Source organism: Roseomonas sp. TAS13, from assembly GCF_001950415.1.
Taxonomy (GTDB): Bacteria; Pseudomonadota; Alphaproteobacteria; order Acetobacterales; family Acetobacteraceae; genus Roseomonas; species Roseomonas mucosa.
In genome coordinates, this window is the sequence record NZ_BDLP01000116.1 from 1 (window position 1) to 12,021 (window position 12,021).

Consider the following 12,021-nt stretch of genomic DNA (forward strand, 5'->3'; position numbering starts at 1 on the left):
CTCGCCCGCTACCGACGCCTGACCATCCGCTACGAGCGCCGCGCCGACATCCACCTCGCCTTCACCACACTCGCCTGCGCCCTCGTCTGCCTCGGCCAGATTAGGCGGTTCTGTTAGGCGCTCTAAGCTTCGCCATCGATCTCCACGGCCCGGAAGAGGGTGGGCAGGCAGGCCGAGGCCATCAGCGCCTCGGGCGTGACCTCGGCGTTGCGGAAGACCCGGCCCCGGCCAGTGCGAACATTGGTGGCGGTGACGTAGAGGCGCTGCCGGGCATGGGCCAGGCGGCCGAAGTCGATGGTTTCGGCCAGAACCGCGTTCAGCGGGTTGCCGCCAGTCAGGTGGATGTCATAGGGCGAGACCAGGCGGGCCATCATGTCCATTGCCAGGAAGGCCGGAGAGCTATCCAGCGACCAGCGGCCCAGCAGGATGTCGAGCGGACCGCGCCTGAGGGGGCTCAGCAGTGCTGCCCGGGCCACGGCGCTCCAGAAGCGTTCCAGCGCCGCCCTCGCGCCATCGCGTCCTCCCTGTTGATAGCCGGTCACCAGGGCAGTGGCGTTCATGGCCCCGGCCGAGGTGCCGCTGATCGCATCGATCTCCAGCCACGATTCCTCCAGCAGCCGGTCCAGCACACCCCAGGTGAAGGCGCCGTGCGAGCCTCCACCCTGCAGGCCGAGATCGATGGCGACAGGATCGCGCAGGCTGGCTTTCGGAGTGGCCTCCCCGGGCTGCGATGCCGTCCCGTCCTTGGAAGCGTCTGACGTGTTGGATGTCTTGCTCATACGAGGCTCCATGCTTTCCGGTGTGTGGACAAGCGGGAAGGCTGTTCGGCAGAGCGGTTGGCCGCGGCCGGATCAGCCTGGTCGCGCCGCGACCCGCCCTTCGAAGCAGGTCACATAGAGCACCGGCAGGAAGATCAGCGTGAGGATCGTGGCACCAAGGAGGCCGCCCATGATGGCGAAGGCCATCGGCCCCCAGAACACCGTGGGCGTGATCGGGATCATGCCGAGCACCGTGGAGACGGCGGTCAGCATGATCGGCCTGAAGCGGGAGGTGCTGGCCTCCAGCGCCGCCTCGGTGACGCTGCGTCCCGCCTTGCGCTCGGCCTCGATCTGCGTGACCAGGATCACCGCGTTCTTGGCGATCATGCCCATCAGCGACAACACGCCCAGGATGGCGACGAAGCCGAGCGGGCTGCTGGACAGGAGCAGGGCGGCGGCGACGCCGATCAGGCCCAGCGGCACCACGCTCAGCACGATGAAGAGCCTTGAGAAGCTCTTCAGGTGGAAAATCAGCACGGTGAGCATGATGAACAGCATCATGGGCACAACCGCCTTCACCGAGGCCAGGGAGTCGGCGCTTTCCTCGACGATGCCGCCCGTCTCGATCCGGTATCCGGGCGGCAGCGCCGCCACCGCCGCGGCGATCCCCGGCTCCAGGTCGTCCACCACGTCGTTGGGCAGCACGCCCCGCGGCAGATAGGCCTGAACCGTCAGCGTGGGCACGCGGTTCCGGCGCGTGATGATCGGATATTCCTGATCGTAGTCGAAGGTGGCGAACTGGCTCAGCGACACCGTGCGCCCCCCGGGGATCGGAATTTGCAGGGTCCGCAGGGCATCGACCGACATCCGTTCGGCCTCGACCGCCCGCACCACCACGTTGATCAGGTAGATGCCGTCGCGCATCTGCGTCACCGTGGTGCCGGAGATCGCCGCGTTCAGGGCGCTGGCCACCGCCGCCGAGCTCAGCCCGAGGCGCCGGGCCTCGTCCTGGTCCACCCGGACACGAAGCTGGCGGGCGGGCTCCATCCAGTCGAAGCTGGTGCCGCGCGTGGAGGGATGCGCGGCCACCACCTTGGCTAGGTTCATCGCCAGATCACGCACCTTGTCCGGATCGTCGCCGGAGACGCGGTACTGGATGGGCCAGCCGACCGGCGGGCCCAGTTCCAGCGGATAGACGCGGCCGACCACATCGGGGAACTGCTCCGGCAGCAACTGCTCCAGCCGGGTCTCCAGCCGGTCGCGGGATTGCAGGCCCTTGGTGATCACCACGAGCTGGGCGAAGAAGTTGTTCGGCGGCTGCACATCCAGCGGCAGGTAGAAGCGGATGGCGCCGCGGCCCACATTGGTGCTCCAGCGCTCGACATCCGCGTCCTTGGCCAGAATGGCCTCCAGCCGCGCCGCCGTTGCGTCGGTCGCGTGGATCGAGGCGTTCTGCGGCAGGGTCAGGTCCACCATCAGCTCATAGCGGTCCGAGGGCGGAAAGAACTGCTGGCTGACGAAGCGCATGCCAAAGACCGACAGGGCGAAGAGCCCCACCGTCGCGGCGATGGTCAACCACCGCCAGCGGATCGCCCCCCCGAGGAAGGAGCGGTAGATCCGCACCAGCCGCCCGGGCTCGTTGGAGGTTCCTGGCTTGGGCGGCCGCAGGATCAGCACGCCGAGCAGGGGAGCGAAGATCACCGCGACCAGCCAGGACACCAGCAGGGCGATGGTGACGACCGCGAAGATGGAGAAGGTGTATTCGCCGGCCGAGCTGCGGGCGAAGCCGATCGGCACGAAGCCGGCGATGGTCACCAATGTGCCCGCGAGCATCGAGAAGGCGAGGGCGCGGAAGGCGTAGGTGCCGGCCGCCTCCTTGCTGTCGCCCGCCGCGAGCCGGTTCATCATGGCGTCCACGGTGGTCATGGCGTCGTCCACCATGAGCGCCAGGGCGATGATCAGAGCGCCCAGGGAGACGCGCTGAAGGTCGATGCCGGCGACCTGCATGATGGGAAAGACAATGGCGAGCGTCAGCGGGATGGCCAGGGCGACGATGGCGCCGGCCCGCAGGCCGAGGCTGACAAAGCTCGCCACCAGGATAATGGCGATGGACTGCCAGAGGGAGCCCATGAAGTCGGCGATGGCCAGTTCGACCGTCCGCGGCTGCTCAGCCACCGAATGCATCTCGATCCCCACCGGCATGTCGGCCATGACGCGCCGCGCCGCCGCATCGATGTTGCGGCCGAGCTGCAGCACGTCACCGCCGTCGCGCATGGAGATGCCGAGGCCGATCGCTTCCCGCCCGTTCACGCGGAACATGGGCTGGGGTGGGTCGGCATAGCCGCGATGGACCTCCGCGACGTCGCTCAGGCGCAGGATGCGGTTGCCCATGGAGAAGTTCGTCGCCCGGATGTCGTCCTCGGATTCGAAGGAGCCGGAGACGCGCAGCAGCAGCCGCTCCTGCCCACCCTCGATGGTGCCGGCGGGTGAGATCAGGTTCTGCGCCTGCAACGCGGCGATCAAGGCGTTCCGGTCGATGCCCAGCCCCGCCAGCTTCTCCATCGAGAACTCGATGAAGACCCGCTCATCCTGAGCCCCGATGAACTCGATCCGGGAAACGTCGGGGACTTTCAGCAGTTCCGAACGCATCTCCTCCACATGGTCGCGCAGCTCGCGATGGGTGAAGCCGTCCGCCGTGAAGCCATAGACGATCCCGAAAGTATCGCCGAAGTCATCGTTGAAGAAAGGGCCCTGAATGCCGGGCGGCAGGGTGTGGCGGATATCACCGATGTACTTGCGGACCTGATACCAGGTGTCCGCGACCTTGGCGTCCGGCGTGCTTCCCAGCAGTTCCACATAGATCAGGCTCTGGCCAGGCTGGGTGAAGCTGCGCAGCCGGTTCAGGTTGGGCGTTTCCTGCAGCCGGCGCTCCAGCCGCTCGGTGACCTGGTTCAGCGTGTCGTTCATGGAGGCGCCGGGCCAGTTGGCCTGCACGATCATCGTGCGGATCGTGAAGACCGGGTCCTCCGCCCGGCCCAGGCGCAGGAAGGACAGGGTGCCGGCCAGCACCGCGACGATCATCAGATAGACGACGATGGAGCGGTTGTTCAGCGCCCATTCGGAAAGGTTGAAGGGCTTCACCGCGCACCGTCCCTGGCCGCAGCCTGAGGGGCAGCCTGCCCATTGCCGAGCAGCCGGACCTTCTGGCCGGGCCGGAGGGTCTGCACCCCCGCGGTCACCACCACCTCGCCCTCCTGCAGTCCATCGGCGATGATGGCCCGCGCGGCGTCGTAGCGCGCCACCTCGACCGGGCGCAGGGCAACGGTGGAATCCTGGCCGTTCACCACCCAGACCGCCGGGCCCTGGCTGCCCCGGGTCAGGGCGGAGGCCGGGACATCGATGCCGCTCACTCCGCCGATCTGGATGCTGCCATTGACCGTCGAGCCCAGCCGCAGGGTCTCCGGCGGATCGATCAGCCCGACCCTTACCCGGAAGGTCCGTGTCACCGGATCGGCTTGCGGCGAGATCTCCCGCACCCTTCCGGTCGTCCTGACCGATGGGTTGCCGCTCAGTGACACCGTGACCAGCGGGTCGGGTCCTGCCTGCTCCATCAGCCGGGCAGGCACGTCGAACACCGCGTCGCGGCCACCTTCACGGGCCAGGGTCACGATGCGCTGTCCCGCCGCCACGACCTCGCCCGGCTCGGCGCCACGGGTCGTGACAACGCCGTTGGAATCCGCCACGAGATCCGTATAGGCGAGCGTCGTCTCGGCGATGTTCTCCTGCGCCAGGCTGGCATCCACCTGGGACTGGGCGGCCTGCAGGCGCCGAACCGCGTCGTCGTAATTAGCTCGGGTGGTAAAGCCGCTGCGCAGCAGCTGGTTCTGCCGGTCGTAGTGGTTGCGCGCCTGCACCAGCGCCGCCCGCGCCGCTGCGGTGGCCGCCCGCGCGGCCCGCAGGTTGTCGCGCGGCGTGCGGTCCTCCAGCCTTGCGATGATCTGGCCGGCGCGGACTTGGTCGCCGACGTTCACGTTGCGCTCGATCATCCGTCCGCCGATGCGGAAGGCTAAGCCGACTTCCTCAGCCGCCTCCACCTGCCCGGTCAGCGTCACCGCCTCGCCACCCGGCTCCAGCGATGTGGTGATGGCACGGACCGGCCGCGGCGGCTCCGGCGGTGGCGGCTCGGCCGGGCCGCAGGCGAAGAGAGCCAGGAGGCTGGTGAGTGTCAAACCCTGCCGCAGCAGCCTCGTCGTGGTGGCGGGTCCGAGTGCCTGCGGCATCCTGGGGCGTCTCCGATGCAAATGCCGCTGAATCATGGCGATCGCGTCGGCCCACGCCGATCGCGCCGGCCATTGTTCCAACGCATCGGGAACCTTTTCCCTGTGCGTCCGAAGACAACCATGGTGCGCGCCCCCTCCATCTGTTTTGCAGGTTTATCGACAAGGCCCTCGACATAAACATGTTCCAAATGCGTTGGACCGTCCCAGATGTGATGGTCCGCTAAAGGCACGGCTCGGGAGCGTCTTGTACTCCGGTTCGTTCGGCGCACGCCGCACCGTTCCCCGGCCTGTTCACAGGGCTCTACTGATAGGGCGCGAGGGCCTCGTCGGGAGGAAGCCCAGACCCTGGCCGCAGGGCGAGGCCGAGCAGCAGTCAACACGGCCAGGGCGCCGAGCCCGCGGGCCTGCGACGGAGCCGCCACCTGGACAGCGCCGGGCAGGTTCGCATCACGACCGGCTTATCGCCTGTCACCGGCACGTCGAGGAGGAACGCGGATTCCTCGATCGTGTCCGCACCCTGGATGATCACCGCACCGTCGAAGCCGACCTGGAAGCCGGCTTCGATAACCCTTGTCACTGTCAGCAGATCCTCCGGGGAAGGGCCTGGGCAGGCGCGGGGGCGAACGGGCCTCGATCTCCGCCAGCCCCGAGAGGCCCGGGACAATGGCTACGAGATCGGTGCCCCCCCGGTTTCGACGCGATGCCCCTCCCCTTTCCCGGCACTATGGCGATGGTGCCGCCCAGGGACAGGATCAGCGTTCGAGGCAGGCTCATAGGGCGGCCTCCTCATCCTCCCTGATTGCCGCCACGGTAGCGCCAGCGGCCGGGACAGGCGGATGCGCCGGGATCTCGCCAGGGCGGTAGGCCGGAAGCCGTCCCGCCGGAAAGATGGCGAGAAGCGAGACACAGGCCATCACCAGCAGGCCGATCTTCAGGGCCCGGAGTCGGGATTCGGCATTGATCCGGACGGCTTCCTGTACGACCTCGGGGGCCGCACCGGTACGTTGCATGATCTCCAGCAAATGGTCGTTGCTGACGAAGTTGATGCTGTCGAGGTCGATCTGCGACACCACCGCCGGCGGCAAGCGCGGATTCTCCGCCACACGGTAGAGGATGGCGCTGCTCAGCAGCCCAACCAGCAGCGCGCCGGCCAATGCGGTGCCGACACCGGCCGCCAGGTTCTGCGTCGTGCCGCGTAAGGACCCGACATCGCCCGCCAGATCCTTGGGCGCCGCGGTGACCAGCACATTGAAGACCAGCGTCACCAGGGCCCCCTGGCCGATGCCGAATGCGATCAGCCCGAACATCACCGCCACGGCCGACCAGTCGTTGCGGACCACCCAGGCAAGCCAGAGCAGCGCCAGGGTGCAGAGGATGAAGCCAAGGCGGCCGATCTGGCGCGGTGCCAGGAAGGGATACAGGCGCACCACCAGCATGGCGGTGAAGAAGACGGTCAGGTTGAAGGGCAGCATCGCGATCGCCGTCTCGATCGCCGTGCGGCCCTGGATGATCTGGATATAGAGCGGCACCGAGAAGTTCAGCATCGCCTCCAGCGCCACCACGGCGAACATGGCATAGACTGCGGCCCGCTCCTGCCCCGAAGTGATGACACGTAGATCAAGCAAGGGCGTCTGGCCGGCTGCCTGGCGCCGCCGCGTCCAGACAATGAAGCCCTGGAGAAGCACGATGCCGATGACGATCATCACCGGCGCGGGCGAAAGGCCCAGGAGGTCGAAGGGCGCGCTCGGCCGGGCGATGCCGAGACCCCAGCGATTGAGGTTGTTGAAGCCGAAGACGGTCATGACGATCGCGGCCGCGGCCAGGATGACGCCGACCCCGTCGATCTTCACCTCGGGCCGCGGTTCCTCCGGCTTCAGGCGGAAGCTCAGGAAGAACACTAGTGCCGAGGCAGCGATCAGGATGCCGAAGACAGGCCGCCAACCGATGAAGGTGCCAAGCAACCCGCCGATCAGGAAGGCCGCCACCCCGGCCCCGGCCCGTGCCGAACCCAGCGTGCCGACAGCGGTCGCTTGTTGCTGGCCATGATAATGGTTGGCGATGAGCGCCACGAGGGCGGGCACGATCACTGCTGCCGCCAACCCGGCAAGAAGCTGCGCCAGCAGCATCACCGTTGCCACCGGGCTCACCACCATCAGCACCTGCGCCACGCCGAACAGGGCGACGACGATGCGGAAGACCTGGGTGGAGCCGAAGCGCTGCACGAGCTTCGCGCCCAGCATGACGAAGCCCGCCACCGACAGGGAATACATCACGATGCCCGTGGCGATCGTGGTCGGCGGCACGCCGAAGCTGTTGACCATGCCTGCCAGGGACACGGGCAGGGAAGCCACATTGAAGGACATGATGGCCTGGCCAAGGGCGATGGCGATCATGGGCACCCAGGATGACCGAGCCTCGGGGAGCGTGTCGCCCAACGTTGTTGTTTTATCCATGGACATCCCTTTCTTGCGAGCCCTGCATCACCGGTGGCTGGCTTCGATCGGCCGCGAGGCAAATAGATTGAGGCCGAGGCGCTCCGACAGGAACTTGGTGGCAAGCTGCCCACGGACGCTGTTGCCTGCCCCGTCCAGTGGTGGGGAGAATGTGCCGAGTCCCCCCTTGCCCGGAGCGATGGTGACGATGCCCCCGCTGACCCCGCTCTTGCCCGGCAGTCCCACTTCGTAGAGCCAGTCGCCGGACTCCTCGTAGAGCCCGGCGGTCGCCAGCACCGCCAGGATCCGCTTGCAGTGCGCCTCGTCGATCACCCGCTCGCCTGTCAGCGGGTTTACCCCGCCATCGGCGAGGGTCGCGCCCATCACTGCGAGATCGCGCGCCGTGACCAGCAGCGAACACTGCCGCGTGTAGATATCCGTGGCCTCCAGGGCGTCGAAATACATGCGCTCGTAGCCCTCCAGCAGTTTGGCGATCCCGCGGTTGCGAAGGTTGGTGGCGGCCTCGGACTCGTAGATCTCCGAGTCCATCTTCAACTCATGCCCGGCAAACCGGGATAGGCCCTCTTGGATGAAGTGCCACTTCGCCTCGGCCGTATCGCCGGGAGCCAGGCTGGTGGTTGCGATGGCACCGGCATTGACCATCGGATTCATGGTGCGGTCGGTATTCAGTTCCACCGCCATCACCGAGTTGAAAGGCAGGCCGGTCGCGTTCACGCCCACCCGCTCCCTGGCCGGCTCGGCACCGATGGCCTGACAGATCAGGGCGAAGACGAAGGGCTTGGAGACGCTCTGGATCGAGAAGGCATGGTCCACGTCGCCGACGGTGTGGACGGCCCCGTCCGCCTCCACCACGCACAGGCCGAAGAGGTCTCTCGGAACTTTCGCCAGGGCAGGAATGTAGTCCGCGACCACGCCGTCATCGTTGCTTCGAAAGCGATGATGCGCTTCCTCCAGAAGCTCATCCACCCTCTCGGGCGGAGGCAGGTGCCCCGTAGAGACCGAGGTCTGGTCCCGGGATTCGCCGCCGAACAATTCCTTGTGCATTCCATCCATCTCCCTGGCGTCGCCGCAGCGCAGGATCGTCTAGGGCGCGGTACGCAGACTCCGGCCACCTTCAGCTTACGCGTGATCGGGATCGAGCCGCTGCCAGCGATGAAGATTGCGGGCCGACCCCATTCCGCGATCAGGACCTCCCGCGCCTTCGCGAGAGCCAAACCCTTGATGGGACAACGGATCGCCCGGCTGGCGCCATGCTCCTGGAATTCCTTCTGGCAATCCGCCAGGATCCGGACCCTGCTCGAAGGCGAGGCGGAAGAGGACCTTGGCGGAGGCGGCGGGGTCCGTGGAAATGGAGCAGGACGAAGAGCCTCTCCAGGCTCGCCTCCAGTTCGGAACCAATGCGTGCCAGGACCTGATCCAGCTTCTCCATGGAAATTCCACCTTCCTCCTTGCAGGCCAGCCGGAAACCAGCGGGGCTACGGCAGAGGTCGCCGCCTCGACCGACAGCCAGTTCCGCGATCTGTACCTTCGACCGGTGACTTCCGCCGGCCCGGCCGCGACAAAGATGAGGTTGGTGAGAGGCCGCATGTCCGAGAAGGCTAGTGCTTCTGGCAACCAGCGATCATGGGCCATGGATGCCGCCACTGTGTGGCCCGTCCCAGGCTGGACCGGAAGGGCCTCTGGCGGTCATGCTGGCGGCGCCGCAGCCCCACGCCTGTCGCCGGCACCGAGCCGGCGAAGCAGGCCGCCGAAGTCGAGGCCGAAGGATGTGGAATGCATGGTCTCCGCCCCGGCGGCCCGGAGGCCCTGCTGGCCGGCCGAACGCGCCTCGCCCGGCGTGTAGCCGAACTCCCGCCGAAAAACCCGGCTGACGGTGGAGGCGTCGAAGAAGCCCACCCGCTCACCGATCTCGCCCAGCGAGAGGCGGCACCCGCGTTCCGAGAGCATCGCATGCGCCATGTGCAGGCGCTGCCCTTGTATGTAGTGGGCCACGCCGCCATGCGGTTCGAAAAGCCGATAGAGGACAGAACGCGAAACACCCGCCAGGCGACAGATTTTCTGGGGGTCGAGCGTGGCGCGACTGATATTCTGTCGGATCACCTGTCTTATTCGCTCTATCTGGGCAGTCGCCTTGTTCACCGGCGAGACGGCCTTCGGCGCAATGCCGGTGAGGAGGCAAGCCGCGATCATGGAACGTGTCGCCGTGGCCAGAACAGGCACCTGTTCCGGCGTCATCGCCGACAGGCGTCGTTCCAGCAGCAGCAGGTAGTCCGCCAGGAGAGCCGCCCCGGGGGTTTCAAGCACTCCAGCTCCAAGCGCGGCCAAGCCCACCGAAAGCTCCGGGAAAGCGTCGCGCGGGATGTAGAGCGAGAGCCAATCCGCATTGGTCCGGTCGCTCTCGGAAGGCTCGCCGAGCGAGAACAGGGCCGGCACGCCCGGGCTGGTGACGAAACAAGCCGAGGCGGAGCGGTACCTGGACGCACCGGTCCGGGCCACACGCACCACCCAGTGGTCGATCGAGTCGCGACGGACCTGCCGGGCACTGCGTTCGATCGACACGCCCGGTGCCGTGTTACGGCTCAGGGCCAGGGCACCGAAGGACCAGATCACGTTGCGGCCGGAGAAACTCGGGTCCGCCTCTCCCATCGGTGTGATGATGTTGAAGGACTCGTACTTGCTCTGCCACAGATCGAGACGGCGGCTCGGCTCAACGAGGTCGGTCGAGAAGACCACCGGTTGCAACGGGCTCGAATCCGCCCCGCAGGACGCGAGTGGCTGCTCCATCCCCGCTGGTCCATCCATAGGGGATCCGGCGCAGTGCTGCAGAGCGTTCGCGCGAGTCATTACTCTGAACTCCAGATCGTGGTCGCCTTAGGACATGTCCACCATCAACAAGTATCATTTCAGAACCGATGTAATGGGCCGTTACAGGGCTCGTAGCATGCTGACGACCTCACGCTTCCGGGGCCAGGGTAACATTCGTGCCATCGTTCCCAGTGCCGAAGTGACTTCCATGGCCCGGCTTCAGGACGGGTCCGGAGGCATGTTCCTGCCTTCCCGGGACAGACATGGCCCATCCGATGGTGCAGAAGCAAAATGCCAGGCTTGCGGAGCCATGGGTTTTCAGCCGAGTTGGGCGATGGGGACCAGGGCAGCCCGGAGGAGCGACTTGCATCGGCCCCAGGACCAGCCTTCCGCATGGTCCCGGCAGGCCGCGCGATCCACGGCAAGGGCGGCGAGACACGCGGCGCGAAGATCCTCGTTCATGGCGCCAACGGGCGCGGCCGCCCCGCCCAGCACATCCAGCGGCCCCGGAACGGGAAAGGCAGCGACAGGCGTTCCGCTCGCCAGGGCTTCCAGCATCACCAAGCCGAAAGTGTCGGTGCGGGAGGGAAAGACCATCACATCCGCATCCGCGTAGCAGGCCGCCAGCGCCTCTCCGTGCAATTGGCCGAGGAAACGCACTTCCGGGAAGCGGGCATGGAGCGCCGCACGCCGCGGTCCATCGCCCACCACCACCTTTGAGCCCGGAAGATCGAGGTTCAGGAAGGCCTCGATGTTCTTCTCCACCGCCACCCGGCCGAAGCAAGCGAAGACTGGACGCTGGAGCCCGGCATAGGGGTCGAGAGGTCCATCCCGCAGCCCTGGCCGGAAGCGTTCCAGATCCACCCCACGCGTCCAGAGCTGGAGGTTGCGGAAACCACGGCCCTCCATCTCCCGCAGCAGGGAGGGAGTCGCCGCCAGGGTTCCGGCGGAGGCAGCATGGAAGCGGCGCAGCACGGCCCAGGACCAGCTCTGCGGCACACGGGCCCGCAGATGCAGGTAGTCCGGAAAGCGGGTGTGGAAGGACGTCGTGAAGGGCCAGCCACGGCGGCGGCAGACCGCCCGCATCATCCAGCCCAGCGGTCCTTCCGTGGCGATATGGATGGTCTGCGGACGAAAGGCTTCCGCCTGGGCCTCGACCGCTGCGCGGGAGGAACAGGCAAGCCGGATCTCCGGATAAGAGGGCATGGGCAGGGAGGTGAAACGGTCAGGGCCCAGGATCTCGACCACGTCGCCATCGCGCCGGAGAAGATCGGCGACGGTCTGCAAGGTCCGCACAACACCATTCACCTGCGGTTCCCAGGCATCCGAGACGATCAGGATACGCGCGGGCGTCTGGGGGAGCAGGCTGGGCAGCCCGTCCATCCGCCGCATCAGGCGGGCACCGGCTGCGCGGGCGGCGTGGCCAGGCGATCGCGGACGGAACAATCGAGCAGTTCGAAGCGTCCGTCGGGATGCTCCACCAGGGCGGTGCAGGACTCCACCCAGTCTCCGGTGTTCATGTAGGTCACGCCGCCGATGTCGCGCATCTCGGCATGATGGATATGGCCGCAGATGACGCCGTCATAGCCGCCACGCAATGCCTCGTGCGCCAGCGACTCCTCGAAGCGGTCGATCGCCTTGACGGCTTCCTTCACACGCCGCTTCAGCCATTGCGACAGCGACCAGTAGGGGTATCCCATCCGCCGCCGGGCGGTGTTGAACCAG

The 12,021-nt window shown here is 66.9% G+C and carries 8 protein-coding genes and 2 pseudogenes; 1 reads left to right on the forward strand and 9 read right to left on the reverse strand.

What is annotated here, in order from left to right; all coding sequences use genetic code 11:
• Positions 1-117 (forward strand): annotated as a pseudogene (locus tag ROTAS13_RS26240) (IS5/IS1182 family transposase); the annotation flags it as partial.
• A 5-nt stretch (positions 118-122) separates the two neighbouring features.
• Here the strand turns inward: ROTAS13_RS26240 and ROTAS13_RS11105 are convergent.
• From ROTAS13_RS11105 to ROTAS13_RS11145, 9 genes and pseudogenes are all read right to left on the reverse strand, one after another.
• Positions 123-779, reverse strand: coding sequence for a patatin-like phospholipase family protein (locus tag ROTAS13_RS11105; RefSeq protein WP_253187658.1), 657 nt, complete (start codon positions 777-779; stop codon positions 123-125).
• A 72-nt stretch (positions 780-851) separates the two neighbouring features.
• On the reverse strand, positions 852-3,899 hold the full coding sequence (locus ROTAS13_RS11110; RefSeq protein ID WP_075822359.1) for an efflux RND transporter permease subunit: 3,048 nt from the start codon (positions 3,897-3,899) through the stop codon (positions 852-854).
• Positions 3,896-5,038, reverse strand: a complete 1,143-nt coding sequence (locus tag ROTAS13_RS11115) for an efflux RND transporter periplasmic adaptor subunit (RefSeq protein ID WP_075822360.1) — start codon at positions 5,036-5,038, stop codon at positions 3,896-3,898. Before ROTAS13_RS11115 ends, ROTAS13_RS11110 begins: the two co-directional genes overlap by 4 nt.
• A gap of 373 nt (positions 5,039-5,411) precedes the next feature.
• Positions 5,412-5,702 (reverse strand): asparaginase domain-containing protein, encoded by a 291-nt coding sequence (locus tag ROTAS13_RS28585; RefSeq protein ID WP_075822361.1) that lies wholly within the window; start codon positions 5,700-5,702, stop codon positions 5,412-5,414.
• Between the two features lie 106 nt (positions 5,703-5,808).
• Positions 5,809-7,473 (reverse strand): MFS transporter, encoded by a 1,665-nt coding sequence (locus ROTAS13_RS11125; RefSeq protein WP_253187659.1) that lies wholly within the window; start codon positions 7,471-7,473, stop codon positions 5,809-5,811.
• Positions 7,474-7,518: 45 nt separating this feature from the next.
• On the reverse strand, positions 7,519-8,535 hold the full coding sequence (glsA, locus tag ROTAS13_RS11130) for a glutaminase A (protein WP_075822363.1): 1,017 nt from the start codon (positions 8,533-8,535) through the stop codon (positions 7,519-7,521).
• A gap of 642 nt (positions 8,536-9,177) precedes the next feature.
• Positions 9,178-10,275: a helix-turn-helix domain-containing protein gene (locus ROTAS13_RS11135; protein ID WP_075822364.1), complete on the reverse strand. Its 1,098-nt coding sequence runs from the start codon at positions 10,273-10,275 to the stop codon at positions 9,178-9,180.
• A 339-nt stretch (positions 10,276-10,614) separates the two neighbouring features.
• On the reverse strand, positions 10,615-11,679 hold the full coding sequence (locus ROTAS13_RS11140; RefSeq protein ID WP_075822365.1) for a glycosyltransferase family 1 protein: 1,065 nt from the start codon (positions 11,677-11,679) through the stop codon (positions 10,615-10,617).
• Between the two features lie 8 nt (positions 11,680-11,687).
• A pseudogene (locus ROTAS13_RS11145) lies at positions 11,688-12,021 on the reverse strand (UDP-2,3-diacylglucosamine diphosphatase); the annotation flags it as partial.

What these genes read in the sequence shown, in the direction of transcription:
- ROTAS13_RS11105 (WP_253187658.1), bottom strand. Translation starts at nt 779, where the DNA reads ATGAGCAAGACATCCAACACGTCAGACGCTTCCAAGGACGGGACGGCA.
- ROTAS13_RS11115 (WP_075822360.1), bottom strand. Translation starts at nt 5,038, where the DNA reads ATGCCGCAGGCACTCGGACCCGCCACCACGACGAGGCTGCTGCGGCAG.
- glsA (WP_075822363.1), bottom strand. Translation starts at nt 8,535, where the DNA reads ATGCACAAGGAATTGTTCGGCGGCGAATCCCGGGACCAGACCTCGGTC.
- ROTAS13_RS11135 (WP_075822364.1), bottom strand. Translation starts at nt 10,275, where the DNA reads ATGGAGCAGCCACTCGCGTCCTGCGGGGCGGATTCGAGCCCGTTGCAA.
- ROTAS13_RS11140 (WP_075822365.1), bottom strand. Translation starts at nt 11,679, where the DNA reads ATGGACGGGCTGCCCAGCCTGCTCCCCCAGACGCCCGCGCGTATCCTG.